This window comes from Tardiphaga alba (assembly GCF_018279705.1).
GTDB classification, from domain to species: domain Bacteria; phylum Pseudomonadota; class Alphaproteobacteria; order Rhizobiales; family Xanthobacteraceae; genus Tardiphaga; species Tardiphaga alba.
This window is the reverse complement of sequence record NZ_CP036498.1, coordinates 3,623,643-3,638,687: the sequence shown is the minus strand read 5'-3', so window position 1 is coordinate 3,638,687 and position 15,045 is coordinate 3,623,643. Positions and strand designations below refer to the sequence as shown.

Here is a 15,045-nt window from a genome sequence, read left to right as displayed (position 1 = left end):
ACTTTTCCCGAACGCCATGTTGCACTGCGTCACGGGCTTGTGACGCGCGTTTGCCTTGTATGGAAAGCGTTAGACCCAATGTCTTGATCACCTACCAACGAGACCATTCGGCCTCTGCAACTTAAGGAGATCGCCATGTCGATCAAGAATTCGTCGCTGCGTATGGGTGCGCTTGCGCTTTTCGCCACTGTCGCCGCTGCCGCGCAGCCCGCCATTGCCACTGCAGCACCGGCGAAGGCACCGTCTGCATCGGTCAGCCAGCAGGCCAGTGACTTTAGTGCAGCCCGGCGCCACCACAATGTTCAGCGTCGTGCGGTCCGTGACGCCTATGGCGCCTATGTGGGCGGTGGTGCCACCGCTGCACCGTCGTCGCAGCCTTATGGCTACGGCGTCGGCGACAATTCGCGAGGCCAGACCTGGTAACGCGGCTGGGTCACGGCGCGCTATTGCGCGCCGGATCCGCCCGAGACGATCTTCTCGCTCAGCTTCATATCCACCACATCGACCGTGCGGTCGATTGCGGGATTGGGCATATCAAGCTGCTGCGAAATGAGCTTCACCAGCAAATCAACGCGCTCGATGAACGGCGCGCCAGCGGCCACTGCGCGGGCAGCCGAGGAGGGCTTGAGCAGGCTCTCTGCCGCCTTGGCGTATTTCTCGAACGGCACCTGATCGGCCGGGTCGGCGCCCAACCGTCGCGCAATGCCATCGACGTGATCATAGATCGCCTGCGACTGCTTCAGATCGCCGTGAACCGCGTCGCGGATCGACTGGGGTTCCTCCGGCGTGATGCAGCGGTAATTGCCCGTCAGCAGCATCGACCATTTCGCCAGTGGCACGAATAGCGAATCGAACACTTTCAGCTTCACCGGCACGTCGTGCCCGTCCAGCGTCACCGCATCGATATCCGCCTCCAACTCGCGCAGCAGCTTGTTGTGGGCGTCGTCGGCGAAGGCGGCGGCCTTGAAGTTGGTCGGCAGGCCCACATGCAGCACGTTGGCGGCTTCCTCCGGCGGGCGGAACGCCTGCGGGTCGGGTGAGCAGAGCGAGACCAGGCCGGGCTCGAAGCGCTCCCATACCTGCGCATTCGTATAGGCCTCTTCGAGGTCCATACCGGCCAGCGCGGGGATACGCTTGAGATAGGGCAGCGGCGGCATGTTCATGATCGACAGGCAGGGCAGTTTCGCCCCGGCGATCCTGACCATCAGCGCGCGGATCGTATGATTGGTGTATTGCGGCTCCTGCATCGCGAGACCGACCATGTCGTAGCGCGACAGGTCAACCTGATGCGGCGGCGCGGCGTCCAGCTTGCCCGGGAGGTCGCGCGAAAAGATGGAGCGATGGGCCGGCTCGTCGCGCAGCTTGATGCGGACCTCGGTGCCGTCGCGGTTGATCAGTTCGGCGGTCTTGGACCGGCAGACCAGCGTCACATTGTGACCGGCCATCAAGAGCTTGGTGCCGAGCAACGAGCCGTAAGAGGCTCCCAGGATGAGGATATTGCGCGCCATTGGTAAAATCGTCCCCTCGGTTCTTTTATGCGCCGATCTCGACGGACGGCGTCAGTGAGGCGACTCTAGCCCAAGCTGGCATACCAGGCTAGCTGGTATGCCAGCGGTAGGGGCGAGGGCTACGGACCGTTCGGGAGCGCATCTATTCTCCGATCCGATAGCCTTTGTTGGCCGAGCATCGCGCCGAAAAAAAGCCCGGACAATGCCGGGGCTTTGAGTTGGTTTTCTGGAGTATAGGCTAGCTCAATTCCAGGAATTGAACTTGTAGTTCAGACCCGCGCGAATGATGTGCGTGCGGGATTCGACATCCGAACCATGAGCAAAGGCAGTAACGGGCCCGGTCGAATTGACGAGCGTCTGGGAGCCAAGGTCAACATAGAGATATTCCGCCTTAGCGGTCCAGTTGCTATTCCAGAGGCGGGTTTCGATACCGCCACCGACGGTCCAGCCGGTCTTTGTTGACTTGAGCGAAGCGGCTGCTGTCTCAAGAACACCGCCACCGATAGCAAACGAGCTGGAGTTACGGGTCTCAACTTCGCCGTAAGCAAGACCACCAGTGACGTATAGCAGCGTCTCTGGGGTCGCGGTCCAACCGAGACGACCGCGGACCGTGCCGAACCAATTAAGACGAGACTCGACCGCTGCAAAATCGCCTGGGGTGAAAAGAACTCCGGAGACGAACCGCTGCGAGCCCTTCACATCAGCTCCCTGAATGTCGGCCTCGATGCCGAACAACCAAGAAGGTGCGAACATGGTGTTCCAGCCGATCTGAACGCCGCCGATTACGCCGTCAGATGCAACAGGACCAGTTGTAGCGCCGAGAAGAACGGTCGGTGGAGTACCGGCGAAGATACCCTGCGCGGTTTCGTTATGGGCAATGCCGTATCCAACGTTGCCGCCGAAATAGAAGCCGGACCAATTCCAGGTCGGCGCCATAACGGGAGCTTTGGTGTAAGGACGCGCGGCCAGATCGGCGGCGCTAGCGGATGCAATGCCCAGCAGGATCGCTGTTGTGGTCAAAAGAATGGTTTTCATTTCCAAATTCCCTAGTGATCGACCTGAAGTCGACTCGTGTTGAGTCCTCCGAATATTGCTGGTGGGTAGGAATTTGTCTGTCTCGGTCGTGCAACGCAGGTTGTAAACCGTGGTGCCGGTTGTGTACCCCAAACGGGTAATTGCAAGTAACGCAGCAGTGTTGGGTTCCGTACCATAAGGCGATCAACTCAACTACACATCACAGGAGACGCTGTTGTCATGGCTGGCGCCGAATAGCGAGAGTGCGTTGCGGTGTGGTAAAATGAGGCGCGTCTTCGTTTGCCGAGTGCAGCAAGTGAGTGACATGCTTCGCGCTTAAGAACGGGCGATCAGTCAAGTTCCATTCGCTCAATCAGGCCGAACTATTCGTTGGAATCCGATGAGCTGTCGGGAAGTGTCTTGCCTGCCAGCAAACTGATCAACTCGCCCTGTCGGCGCATGCCGGTTTTGGCCAATACGGATTTCAACTGGGCGCGAACGGTCTCGCGGCTGACGCCGAGCACACTTGCGATCTCTTCGATGCGGACGGCGCTGCCGACCGAATGAGCCACTCGCGCCTCCGCGGGTGTCAGGTCAAAAAGGCCCTGCAAGACATTCGCGCCAGGGACGATCGAGCGATCGACCGGTGTTACGATGAGAATAGCGCAGGCACTCAGCAGGATATCCTGAGCCGCGCGGGGCGTCGGCAACAGATGGAATATCAGCGGCGGCGTGTCGGCGCGCGCAGCGATGGGGATCGATGTGACACCTTTTGGGGATGTGTGCGTACGTATACCATGCAATGCCTCGCTGAAGAGAATATCGGCTTGCGGCGATGTCAGGCGCAGCCGATCACGGCGATCCTGCACGACGGCAGGCATCAACCTGTCGAACATGTCATTGGCCGATAGCAGGCGACCATTGGTGCGAATGACTGCGCCCGGCAGTCCCAGCGTTTCGAGCGTTCCGGTCAACATCTGCGCGCGGTCGCGGCTGGTGCGCACGGAGAGCAGGGCGGCGCGTGCCAGATGAGGCCGCAGCGGATCGAGAGCGAGACAGTCTTTGCGCGACAGCGGACCGTCTTCGAAGCGACGTTCGATACTGAAGACGGCAGTTTCCCCAGTCGGCATGTTGATGCCGGTTCCTGCACCATATCCGAATCCGTTCGGTTTCAGATACTGCGTGAACGCTTCGTCACTCTCCATTTCACCGGGGGAGTAGATATCGGAATCAGTGAGGAAGCCCGCATAGTTCAACGACATCATGCGCGGCGCGCGCTGGGTCCTGGCTTGCCAGCCGCCCTTGATCCAGCCTGTGCAGATATCATCGATCGCGTCAGACCAGATACCAATGGGGTCCGCGCGCTCGGATAGGAGATACAAACCGGTTCCGCTGGCGCCTACGCGATAGGCGATTTGATCCAGGATCGGTTTCCAAAGGCCGGGAACAACCGCTGCTTCGTAAATACGTTCGATGAGTAATTCGTCGGAAAGCAATTCCACTGCCGGCATTCGGTCACGACGTCATTTCAAATTCCAAAAAGTATGTCTGACAATCTACGTGGTTTGTTGTGTTCAAAAAGTGTCGGAGCGCGACGACAAAACCACAAATGGTCGTAACCCAAATTGGTGAAGCGGCTTCGCGACATCCGGAACTGTCAGCTATCGGACACATCGGCTATGAGTTCCGCAGGTCCGCAAAGCGGAATATTGATCGCGAGATGGTTATCTGCGTTCGTGCGGCTACGCGCAGAATTTACGGGCAAACAGATTGCACGACGATGCGGTGTGCTTCTTCGCTTGGATGGCCGATTGCACTACTCTTCCAGGAAATATTGCTGGTGCAGTTCCGCTTCGATCTTGCGGATGAAAGCGACGACATCCGGTTGCGGGCCGCGCTGGCCGATGACGATTGTCCAGGCATGCCGACCATCCGGGACCACGGCCAATGTCGCGCGCTTTGTGTTCTTGAACTCCTGTCGAACGCGGTCATCGATAATCCACAAAAGTTCGCTGGCAGAGGCACCTTTTCGTCGCATGTCGAATTCCAGTGCGTAAGTCGTCGATCAAAGCAGGAGGTCGTTCGTAACTGTTCAGCTAGCTGGAAGTTTCGATCCAGCGCCGCACCGCATCACTGGCCGCTCGCCATTCGGAAGCGACCGAGGCCGCGCTTCGTCCTGCAAAGCGCTCAGATAATGCGAGGATCGATGCCAAGGCATCTCTTTCGGCGATGTTGACGGCCTGCGACGTATGGGATGTCGGAAGCTCGAGGCTCAGGCACGCGATGAGATGGCGGGCCTCGTCGTCCGTGCTGATCGTTGCGGTCTTCAGAACGGACGTACAGTAGCGAGCTTTCAGGAAGCTGATGTGGTCACTCATATATGGCGGCTAGCACACGGTTCAGATTCGCGAATGCCCGCAACCGGACACAGGGTGCTAAAAGGGCGTCCTAGACACGGTTGTGGATGGCGGCTGCGCAGCGACCTCGAGAGAGGCGAAGTCTCGTAGGTAAGGTCGTGCAAATGGCCGGAGGCGGCTTCCAATGCGGCAGCGTCCCATCGGGTCGACGGGCGCGGGTGGTTTTAGACGCCCCGGGCCGGGCTATGAGATGCGTGCGGCAACTGCTCTCCTGGAAGTATGGCGCCTCACCCCTGCGGGTTTTCCTTGCGTATTGGGCCGCGTGCGATAGCCTGCAGCCTTATCAGTGGTGTGGAGATCAGACGTGGCGACAGGTGTTGTGAAGTGGTTTAATGCGACCAAGGGGTATGGGTTCATTCAGCCGGATAACGGTGGCAAGGATGTGTTTGTCCATATCTCGGCCGTGGAGCGGGCGGGCCTGAGCTCTCTCAATGAGGGCGCCAAGGTGAGCTATGAAGAACAAGAGAACCGCGGCAAGACCTCCGCAGAAAATCTGCGCGTAGGCTGATCGCCTCTTTTTCCTGATGCGCGCGCAATGGCGATGTTGGCCCAAAAATGCGCGGGCTAGGACCGTGCAGACGAAGAACGCGCGAGTGATTTCAGAGAGACCCGCCGGGAGCGACATCGGCGGGTTTTTCTATGGATAAGAAGTGGTGATGATGTTTTCTGATGTGGGCGTGAATTTCGGGGTGTGACGCGGAGAGGTTGGCTGCTCAATCCTGCTTTGCACTGATTGCGACAGGGCCGATCGTGCCGAGCAGGGCCAGCGTGCCCTCGGCGTTTCCGAACAGTGGTTCACTGTTGACCACGGTGCGGCCATCCGCGCTGTCGATAACCATTGTCCGCGTTTGACCTGCCGGGCTTTGAATCGTCTCGACAAGTTTACCGTGAGCAAACCTGCCGAATACGTCGAATGCTTTCATGCGCATATGAGAAAGAACTTCGATCATGCCCGCAAGCTTTGGACATGCATGGCTTCATGCCGTCATCGCGGACATGCATCCTAACGCGCAGTTCTCGCTCGACAGTCAGCGATCTGAAAACGTGTAAGAGAATTGTGCGCGCCAGCATTTTATAGTGGTCGCGCTTCAAGCGGCGCCATTCAGCCACTGACCTGCCGCCACCCAAATACCACGATGTAAAAACAGGCGACCAGCAGCAGCGCGTCCAGGCCGATGGATATCCAAAATCTGATCGGGGTGCGTTTGCGGTGGACCGTGAGTGCGGCTCGGTCTTGAAACGATTCCAGAATCCAGTTCACCACGTCGGGCTCAAAAGGCACGAAGCTTCCATGGGAAAGCCCACGGCGAAGTGTGCGGTACGTATCAAAAAGAAAATAGGCCGCAACAAGCCGGGCGACAACTTCAGTCAAGAAAAACTGCATGGCGCGCTCATCATCAAAATCGCTCTTGAATAGCTGGTCGTTTGCACGCCGTCGCGCTCTAGCTGATGAATCGCGCTGCCGCAAAAATGATCATCAGGCCCAGGATGATCCAATGCGGTCCGAGCCCTTCGGGCCACCAGACTCCACAGACCGGACACGTGGGTGTCTCTGATGTCGTCTTGAGCGGCGCGAGAGGGGATTTACAGCTGCGACAGGTGTTCATTTCACCTTGGTCGCGGAAACTACGCGTTTGGTTCGACGACGGGCAGCTGTCAGCGCGTTGAACTATTTGGATATGGAAAGGACGAATACGGCGAACCGTTCAAAACCAGTATCCAAGGATCCGGCTATGATCACCCTTAAAGCCTCCGTGCGTGTCGCAGTGACTGCGATTGCCTTGTCGCTTCCAGTCTCCACGCTCGCTTATGCGTCGGATGACGATGCGTATAGCGTCACAATGCAGATGAAAGAGCTGTATCGATCGGGCAAGTACAAGGAAGCGCTGCCGCTCGCTCAAAAAGCCCTGTCGCTTCGCGAGAAGGATCCTCGCTCTTCGGCTTCAGACACCGCGATGGCGCTCAACGACCTGGGAACGATCCATTACCAGTTGGGTCAATACGCCGTCGCGGAGCCGTTCTACAAGCGATCGCTGGAATTGAGCGAACAGGTGTCTGGGCCCGAAAACGCTGAAATTGCCATGATGCTCAACAATCTCGGAGATCTCTACCGGGCTCAAAAGCGTTATGTGGAAGCGACGGCTTATCTCAAGCGGTCGATCGCGATGACCGAGAAAATGCGCGGTGCTGAAGATCCGTCGATCGTCCTGGCGTTGAGCAACCTCGCTGCCGTCGCAAGCATGCAGGGCAAATACACCCAGTCAGCGCCGATGTTCGAGCGAGGTCTCGCCATCCTGGAGAAGGCGAACGGTCCAGACGATCCTGAAGCCACGGTGATCATGAACAATCTGGCCGATGCTTATATTCAGATGCGCCAATATTCAGCCGCCGAGCGCCTTCTCAAAAGGTCGATCATCGTGAACGCGAAGGCCTTCGGTCTTGATCATCCCGATATTGCCCACGCCCAGAATAATCTCGCAGCACTGTATTCGCGGCAAGGTCGAAACACCGATGCCGAGCGCTTCTACAAGCGGTCGGTCGCGACCTACGAAAAATCCTTAGGTGCAAATCATCCAGACATTGTCGGGGTGCTGGAGAATCTTGCACTTTTCTACAAAGGGCAGCGCCGTTTTGATGAAGCAAACGAATGCCTCAAACGCGCGTCGCTTGTGCGTGAGCAGGTCGGATCAAAGGCGATATAGCGTTTCCTGACGGGGAGGGCGATCGATCCACCTCTCGGGTACGGCGAACGAAACGGAGAGGCGGCTCAACGGGCAGAAACGCACGCATCGGTGTGCTCCGACTTCACGCGGCTGCGTTTCTACACCGTAATCAGGTGAACCAAGGCGGGGTCTTGCAAGACCAAGTTGCGAACGGAGATGATCAATGAAGCTCAAATTTGCCGGAGCGATTTTTGCTGCCAACTTCGCGCTTGCATCGATAGCTGTCGCGCAAGGCACTGCGCCTGCCGACGTTGCAGTGATCAATACCTGCCTGAAAACCGCGGAGAAAAACGGTGGCTTCGGCGGCGCGTGCGTCGGGCTCGTCGCCGACCCCTGCATCAAGGCGGCAGAGGGCAAGAACGGCGACGTCGATAACTGGAAGGCCTGCGCTGCGCGCGAGCTCGCCATCTGGACGCAGAAAACCAACGAGGCGCTGAAGCAGGCGAACGGCGGCGGGCCGGACGTGACCAAGCCGGTCACGGATTCGCAGAAAAGCTTCGCCGTATCGCGCGATCGTTTCTGCGCAGTTTTCGACCGAGTCGAGCCCGGCATGTACCGTGGCGGCGCGAGCTACTGCCGCCTGCGCGAGACAGCGAACCGCGCGCTGAGCCTGATCAAGCTGGGCGCTGCGGTCAACGAGCACTGAGAGCTCGTGGCCTTACGCCGCTCGGTCGGAATGCGTTCAGCCATGCTGCTGAATGGTTTAGCGTAGGGATGGCGGAGCCGGAGGGATTCGAACCCTCGATACCCTTTAACAGGTATGCCGCTTTAGCAAAGCGGTGCCTTCAGCCACTCGGCCACAGCTCCATCATGGCTGCATATGCCCGACAGCGGCGTGAGCCGCAAGCGGCAGATGGCGTCTCCATCAACAGCACGATGAGATTTTCACGGAGAAGCCGACGTCCAGCACCAGATTTGCGGCGAGACGGGTGACGCGCGTGCGTGTGCTCGTTTGATTACAGCTGAAATGACACGTCATCGGCGCGGCGATTCCGGACAGATGGCCGGTTCGATTCGGGGCGAAATCGCGTCTGTTTCAATTCCCTGCATCGGTTGTGTTGCATTGCACGTTACGCGCGATGTTTGTGACGGTAATTTTACAACTAAAATAATCTATAAATAACAGTTGCTTATGGAAATTCATCAATCACGTGCCCGTGTGATTTGAGCAACACCTCCTTGGAAACGGCCTAACCGCGGCGGCTTTAAGGCGTTCCATGATTGCGAAGCGGAAGGCCTTGGGAGATGGTCCGCCTGCGACGGAGGGGGCATCCCGAGGTCGTCCCGTATTGATGATGGATTCGAGCCGCGGGCATGTGGCTTGGTCGTGAGTCTCGGTGCGGGTTGTCAGGGATCTAGGGGCTTGTCTTCAGGGTGTTTCACCCCGTGACGGAACCTTCCCTTTAGCAACTTGGAGGTTACATGAAGACGATTAAGGGCCTTATCCTGGGCTCCGCAGCGACGATCCTCGCTGTTGGTGGCGCTCAGGCAGCAGATCTTCCGGTCAAGGCCAAGGCCGTTGAATACGTGAAGGTTTGCTCTCTCTACGGCGCCGGTTTCTACTACATCCCGGGCACCGACACCTGCGTCAAGATCGGCGGCGCGATCCGTATCGACACCACCATCAACGGCAATGCTTACGACACCCCGTTCTGGCAGGGTAGCGCTGGTGGCGCCGGCGCCTGGAACAAGGACAACTTCGTCAGCCGTTCGCGTATCAACCTGACCACCGATACGCGCACCGCCACCGAATACGGCGTTGTCCGCACCTATGCGAACCTGCAGTTCGACTTCTCGCAGAACCGTGAAAACATCGCTGGCGGCTTCGCTGAAGTCGACTACGCGTTCATTCAGTTCGCCGGTTTCACCTTCGGTAAGGCCGTCTCGCAGTTCGACCCGCAGTGGGCGCTCTCGAAGCCTTACGTCTCGTCGGGCTTCATGGCCGGCTCGAACAACACCACCGGTATCCCGCAGATCTCGTACACCGCTTCGTTCGGTAACGGCGTGTCGGGCACCATCTCGCTCGAAAACGCGACGCCCTATCGCAATGCCGGTCTCTACAACGCCGGTCTGCAGCTTGCTGCTCCGTTCGGCGGCACCGGCACCACCACCTCCGGCTACGGCACCACTGCGAATACCTTCCTGGGTAATTCCTATGGTGGCAACCACATTCCGGACGTTGTCGCCAACCTGCGCCTCGATCAGGCTTGGGGTTCGCTACACTTCGGTGCTGCGATGCACACGATCACTCCTGGCTTCTACGCGGGTGCTTACAGTGCCGCAGGGACCGGCGGCTTCGCTGCGGGTAACTCGGGCACCGGCCATCCGGATGACTCCTACGGCTTCGCCGTCAACGGCGCTGTCGAGTTCAAGAACCTGCCGACCGGTGCTGGCGACAGCCTGAAGCTCGAAGCCACCTATGCCAAGGGCGCTGCCAAGTACGCAATGGCTGGCGGCACCACCGACAGCACCGGCGGCGGTCGCTTTGCCAAGGCTGATGCGAACTCGATCGCTTTTGGTTACGTGCTTGACGGCGTGTATGGCCTCAATGGCCAGATCCAGCAGAGCGAAGCTTGGTCGGTTGTCGGTTTCTACGAGCACTACTGGAACCCGGCATGGCGCACGTCGCTGTTCGGCAGCTACAGCCACATCTCGTATGGTGACGGCGGCAACGCGATCCTCGCCGCTGCTTTCGATGCGGGCCGTCTCGCTGGTACCGGTTCGAACAACGGTTCGCTCAACGGTTCGACTGGCAACTTCGACTTCGGCATCGCCCAGATCGGTACCCGTACCGCCTGGACCCCGGTCAAGAACCTGACCTTCTCGGCCGAATTCACCTACACCCGTCTCGAGCAGCAGCTCGGTGGCACCTTCAGTGGTTCTGTGAGCGGCCGTGCGAACCCGCAGGGCGGCTACGCTCTCCAGGATCAGAGCATCTACAACGGCTCGTTCCAGGTGCTGCGCTCGTTCTAATATCGACCGCCTCACGGCAATCGATATCGGACAAAAAGACCCCCGGCAGGAAACTGCCGGGGGTTTTTGTTTGGGTGACGAAGTTGCGGCTGATGGCGCCGGGCGCCTCATTGTCGTCGTCCGGCTTGACCGGGCGATCCAGTAGACATCGGCTGTTGTAGTGGAGTTGGAGCGATCGTGCTTACTGGACCACCCGCTTTCGCGGGTGGTGACAAACGGAGGAGGCGTTACTCGACGCTGCTGCCGCGGCCGCGATGCAGGTCGGCGTCGATCTGCAGCTTGGTGCCGCCGCCGAAGCGGGCGCGATAGACCTGCAGGTTTTCCATGATGCGCTGGACGTAGTTGCGCGTCTCGGCGAAGGGAATCGACTCCACCCAGTCCACGGCATCCACATTGGGATCGCGTGGATCGCCGTAGCGCTCGATCCATTTGCGCACGCTACCGCGGCCGGCATTGTAGCCTGCGAAGGTCATGATGTAGGAGCCGCGATAGTCTTCCAGCAGCCCGCCGAGTTCGGCGGCGCCGAGTGCGGCATTATAGGTCGAGTCGTTCTTCAGCCGAGCGAGGTCGTAAGTCGCGCCGTGGCGCTTGGCGACATATTGCGCGGCTGATGGCGTCACCTGCATCAGGCCATAGGCATTGGCCGGTGACACGACGGCCGGGTTGAACGCGCTTTCCTGCCGCGCGATCGCATAGACGACGGCGGGCTCGACTTCCGGTCCGACCGGCCGATAGCTCGGAATGCCCATGGTCGGATAGGCGTAGTGATCGAAGGGCAGGCCGCGATTGAGCGCAGCCTTTCCGACCAGCAGCATGCCGCGCGCGTCCTTGTTTTGCGCCGCCAGTTCGCTGAGGCCAAGCACCGCTTCGGGATCGCCGTTCTCGCCGACATCGGCAAAGATCGGAATCGCGATCTCCTTCTCGTCGAGCGCATACAGCAGCTGCACGGCGCGGACGATTTCGAGGCGGTCGGATCCGCGCGCGCGCGATGACAGCGAGCCGCTGATGTCGAGTTGCGGCAGGCCGAGTTTTCCGCGCGCAAGCTGACCGTAATAGCTGGTCGATTGTTCTGCCGCGCGCGTATAGGCCGCGCGCGCTTCGGAGCTGCGGCCGGCGGCTTCCGCCGCGCGACCTTGCCAGTAGCCGGCGCGGGCCAGCGCAGTCGGATTGACGCTGCCGACGCCGATGCGCGCGAAATGCTGCGATGCTGTCGCAGGATCCTTCAGGAAGCGCAGTGCGATCCAGCCGGCGGTGAATTCCTGCTCGGTCTTGTAGATGTCGCGTGCGGGGAGGGCCGCATCACGCGCCACCACATAGGCAGCGCGATGCTCACCTATATCCAGCAGTTTTCGCGACAGCAGGCGGCGCTCGATCCACCATTCGTCCAGATTGTGCAGGCGGCTGATGTCCTTCGGCACGGACGACATCAAGCGCGCGGCGTCGGCAAAACGTTCGTCACGGCGCAGTTGCTGGATGCGGCTGAAGAGATAGCCGGGATCGCTGTGCAATTCGTGCGGCACGCCATCGAGCAGCGCCTTGGCATTCGATGCCTTCTTGGTGACAGCGATGCGCGCCCGCGCCAGCGCCATCTGCGCGCCGCCGAGGCGTTTCGCCGAGCGCAGGCCGGGATCGCCATCGCTGCCATAGAGCAGCATGTCCATGCGCGCTTTGTGATCGCCGGGTGTGATCAGAGCGCCGAACTGGTCGATGGCCATGTTCTCGGTGTCGCCGGAAATCGGATCGCTGCGCCAGGCGTCGCGGATCAAGCGCTCGGCCGTTGCGCGGTCGCCGCGTGCCAGCAGCGACTTCGCCAGAGCGAACTTGCCCTTGGCAGAGATCGGCTTTTCATCTGCGAAATAGGCCTGGATTGCGCTGTCGTCGCGGCGATCGTCCCACAATGCGGCCTCGCTGCGGCGGCGCATGAAGGTCTGCGATGGCCAGCTCGGATTGGCGGCGATGAAAGCGCGATAGCGCTCCACGGAGGCGCCGTTGTTCTCGCTGCGCAGATAGATCCACTCACCGAGTTTGCGCGCGACGGGGTCGCCGATGGTCTGCGCGACCTGGCCGGCTTCACCGCTCTTGCCCTTGCGGACGAGCTCGATGACGTTTTCCAGAGCCTGGCCATCGGCCTGCGAGGTTGAGCTGGTGGCGGCGATCGCCGCGCGGGCAGGCGGCGGCTTCTTCGCGGCCGGCGGGGCGACGGCATGCTGGCGCGTGGCCGGCTGGATCACAGGCGCCGGATTGACCGTGCCCGTATGTGCTGCGGGCGCCGTGGCGGGCTTGGCCGCGGCGGGTTTTGCCGCAGCGGGTTTGGCGGCCGTCGTCTTCGCGGCCGAAGGCTTTGATGCCGCCGGCTTTGCTGCATCGGACTTCGCGGCCGTGGATTTGGCGGGAGCCGGTCTGGAGGCTGCAGGCTTGGCTGCAGCAGGCTTCGGAGCCGATTTGTCCGCTGCGCCTTTGGCTGCTGCGGGCTTGGCGGCGGCCGGCTTGGCCGCGGCGCCTTTGGCTGCCTGGCTGGTCTTTGATGCGTCGGTCGTACCGGCGGCGCCGGCTTCGAGTGCCGGGATCGAGACGCTGAGCAGCAGCGCTAAGCCGGCGCGGAGCGCCGTCCGTCGGGCCGCAGGAGTTGGGATCAGTCGCGTCACGCTGTTTCCTCGCGGCGAATCACATCTTCGCCGACATTCCCCTGATGTATTTGATTGAAAGGGTGACCAATTCGTCAACGCCGGTCGCCTCGCATCGTGATGTGCGCCGTCACAGCGGCGAAATCGGGGCGGAAACGCCGCAAAACCAGCCTGATACCGGCTTGGGCGGTCTTTCGCCGCAGCTCCGAAGTCGGTAAGACTCGCAGTCCATTCAATAGGTTCAAGCAGACGGCGGAAGCCGCATCGCGTTCGGAGCAGACCATGGCAGCCACCAAGACGATTTTCCGGGGGTCCTACACAGCTCTGGTCACCCCGTTCAAAGCCGGTGCGCTGGACGAGGGAGCCGTGCGCGCCCACGTCGCCTGGCAGATCGCCGAAGGCTCCCACGGACTGGTTCCCGTCGGTACCACCGGCGAGAGCCCGACCTTGAGCCATGAGGAACACGCCAAGGTCGTCGAATGGTGCATTGACGAAGCCAAGGGCCGCTTGCCCGTCATTGCCGGCGCCGGCTCGAACTCGACCCGGGAAGCCGTGGCACTTGCCAAGCATGCCGAGAAGGCCGGCGCCGATGGCGTCCTCGTCGTCACCCCCTATTACAACAAGCCCACCCAGGAGGGCATGTATCAGCACTTCAAGGCGGTGAATGACGCGATCGGTATTCCGATCATTATTTACAACATTCCCCCGCGCTCCGTGGTTGATATGTCCGTCGAGACCATGGCGCGCTTGTACGAACTCAAGAACATCGCCGGTGTGAAGGACGCCACCGCCGATGTTGGCCGCGTTTCCAAGCAGCGCCACGCCATGGGCCCGGATTTCATCCAGCTCTCGGGCGAAGACATGACGGCGCTGTCCTACATGGCCGCCGGGGCCATGGCTGCATCTCCGTCACCGCCAATGTGGCGCCAAAACTCTGCGCCGAACTGATGGAGCTGGTATTCAAGGGCGACTATGCCGGCGCGCTGAAGGTGCAGGATCGCCTGACGCCGTTGCATGACACCATCTTCAAGGAGCCGGGCCTTGCCGGCGCCAAGCATGGCCTCAAGCTGCTCGACCGCGGCGACGAAAGCGTGCGTCTGCCGCTGCTGCCTGTGACGGAGCCGACCGGCAAAGCCATCCGTGCCGCCATGGTTCATGCCGGATTGATCAACTAGAGCGTTTTCCAGCGAAGTGGATCCGGTTCGCGTCAAGAAAACGCGTCAAATAAAAGCTAGACACGATCCATTGGACGCCCGGCTGCTTTGGCTACATCATCGCTTTTCTATTCGCCGGGATTGACCGGTTATTTCAGGACTGAGGGGATTGCGCATGCTGAAGGAATTTCGTGATTTCGCGATGAAGGGCAACGTGGTCGATCTCGCCGTCGGCGTGATCATCGGCGCGGCCTTTGGTGCCATCGTGTCGTCGATGGTGGCGGACATCATCATGCCGATCATCGGCGCCATCACCGGCGGCCTCGATTTCTCGAATTACTTCACCGGCCTCTCGAAGTCGGTGACCGCCACCAATCTCGCCGACGCCAAGAAGCAGGGCGCGGTGCTGGCCTGGGGCAGCTTCCTGACGCTGACGCTGAACTTCATCATCGTCGCCTTCGTGCTGTTCATGGTGATCCGTGGCATGAACAAGCTGAAGCGCAAGGAGGAGGCGAAGCCTGCCGAGCCGGCGAAGCCGAGCGCCGAAGTGGCCTTGCTCACCGAAATTCGCGACCTGCTCAAGACCAAAGCCTGATTTGGTGCGCGGGCAGGGCGTTCCTATATCTGGTGCC

At 60.3% G+C, this 15,045-nt stretch carries 14 protein-coding genes, 1 tRNA gene and 1 pseudogene; 7 read left to right on the top strand and 9 right to left on the bottom strand.

Annotated elements, in window-relative coordinates:
* Window positions 1–135: 135 nt before the first annotated feature.
* Entirely contained in the window at window positions 136–423 is a 288-nt protein-coding gene (locus RPMA_RS17190) for a hypothetical protein (protein WP_211908927.1), read from the top strand.
* Between the two features lie 20 nt (window positions 424–443).
* Here the strand turns inward: RPMA_RS17190 and RPMA_RS17185 are convergent, their stop codons facing one another.
* From RPMA_RS17185 to RPMA_RS17165, 5 genes are all read right to left on the bottom strand, one after another.
* Complete coding sequence (locus RPMA_RS17185; protein WP_211908926.1) at window positions 444–1,508, bottom strand: ketopantoate reductase family protein; 1,065 nt, start codon at window positions 1,506–1,508, stop codon at window positions 444–446.
* 243 nt (window positions 1,509–1,751) lie between these two features.
* Window positions 1,752–2,543, bottom strand: coding sequence for an outer membrane protein (locus RPMA_RS17180; protein ID WP_211908925.1), 792 nt, complete (start codon window positions 2,541–2,543; stop codon window positions 1,752–1,754).
* Window positions 2,544–2,905: 362 nt separating this feature from the next.
* Entirely contained in the window at window positions 2,906–4,033 is a 1,128-nt protein-coding gene (locus RPMA_RS17175; RefSeq protein ID WP_211908924.1) for a helix-turn-helix transcriptional regulator, read from the bottom strand.
* 305 nt (window positions 4,034–4,338) lie between these two features.
* Complete coding sequence (locus RPMA_RS17170; protein WP_211908923.1) at window positions 4,339–4,560, bottom strand: hypothetical protein; 222 nt, start codon at window positions 4,558–4,560, stop codon at window positions 4,339–4,341.
* A gap of 58 nt (window positions 4,561–4,618) precedes the next feature.
* The gene (locus RPMA_RS17165; RefSeq protein ID WP_211908922.1) at window positions 4,619–4,900 is read right to left on the bottom strand and encodes a hypothetical protein; all 282 of its coding nucleotides are present in this window, start codon (window positions 4,898–4,900) and stop codon (window positions 4,619–4,621) included.
* Window positions 4,901–5,243: 343 nt separating this feature from the next.
* On the opposite strand from RPMA_RS17165, the gene RPMA_RS17160 reads away from it, so the two are divergent.
* Window positions 5,244–5,447 (top strand): cold-shock protein, encoded by a 204-nt coding sequence (locus RPMA_RS17160; protein ID WP_211908921.1) that lies wholly within the window; start codon window positions 5,244–5,246, stop codon window positions 5,445–5,447.
* A 205-nt stretch (window positions 5,448–5,652) separates the two neighbouring features.
* Here RPMA_RS17160 and RPMA_RS17155 read toward each other — a convergent pair whose 3' ends face one another.
* Both RPMA_RS17155 and RPMA_RS17150 read right to left on the bottom strand, forming a co-directional pair.
* On the bottom strand, window positions 5,653–5,889 hold the full coding sequence (locus tag RPMA_RS17155; RefSeq protein ID WP_211908920.1) for a hypothetical protein: 237 nt from the start codon (window positions 5,887–5,889) through the stop codon (window positions 5,653–5,655).
* 152 nt (window positions 5,890–6,041) lie between these two features.
* Window positions 6,042–6,323: a hypothetical protein gene (locus tag RPMA_RS17150; protein ID WP_211908919.1), complete on the bottom strand. Its 282-nt coding sequence runs from the start codon at window positions 6,321–6,323 to the stop codon at window positions 6,042–6,044.
* Between the two features lie 349 nt (window positions 6,324–6,672).
* Here RPMA_RS17150 and RPMA_RS17145 point away from each other — a divergent pair, with 349 nt between their 5' ends.
* Together RPMA_RS17145 and RPMA_RS17140 are read left to right on the top strand one after the other, a co-directional pair.
* Window positions 6,673–7,641, top strand: a complete 969-nt coding sequence (locus RPMA_RS17145) for a tetratricopeptide repeat protein (RefSeq protein ID WP_211908918.1) — start codon at window positions 6,673–6,675, stop codon at window positions 7,639–7,641.
* 184 nt (window positions 7,642–7,825) lie between these two features.
* Window positions 7,826–8,308, top strand: coding sequence for a lysozyme inhibitor LprI family protein (locus RPMA_RS17140; RefSeq protein WP_211908917.1), 483 nt, complete (start codon window positions 7,826–7,828; stop codon window positions 8,306–8,308).
* Between the two features lie 69 nt (window positions 8,309–8,377).
* On the opposite strand, the gene RPMA_RS17135 is transcribed toward RPMA_RS17140, so the two are convergent.
* Window positions 8,378–8,469 (bottom strand) — tRNA-Ser (locus RPMA_RS17135).
* A 615-nt stretch (window positions 8,470–9,084) separates the two neighbouring features.
* Here RPMA_RS17135 and RPMA_RS17130 point away from each other — a divergent pair.
* Window positions 9,085–10,635 carry a porin gene (locus RPMA_RS17130; RefSeq protein WP_211908916.1) on the top strand — a complete coding sequence of 517 codons (1,551 nt, stop codon included), beginning with the start codon at window positions 9,085–9,087 and terminating at the stop codon, window positions 10,633–10,635.
* Between the two features lie 227 nt (window positions 10,636–10,862).
* On the opposite strand, the gene RPMA_RS17125 is transcribed toward RPMA_RS17130, so the two are convergent.
* Complete coding sequence (locus RPMA_RS17125; protein ID WP_408056554.1) at window positions 10,863–13,271, bottom strand: lytic transglycosylase domain-containing protein; 2,409 nt, start codon at window positions 13,269–13,271, stop codon at window positions 10,863–10,865.
* Between the two features lie 270 nt (window positions 13,272–13,541).
* Here RPMA_RS17125 and dapA point away from each other — a divergent pair.
* Window positions 13,542–14,434, top strand: a pseudogene (dapA, locus tag RPMA_RS17120) (4-hydroxy-tetrahydrodipicolinate synthase).
* 154 nt (window positions 14,435–14,588) lie between these two features.
* Window positions 14,589–15,008, top strand: a complete 420-nt coding sequence (mscL, locus tag RPMA_RS17115) for a large conductance mechanosensitive channel protein MscL (protein ID WP_211908915.1) — start codon at window positions 14,589–14,591, stop codon at window positions 15,006–15,008.
* The last annotated feature ends 37 nt before the right edge of the window (window positions 15,009–15,045 follow it).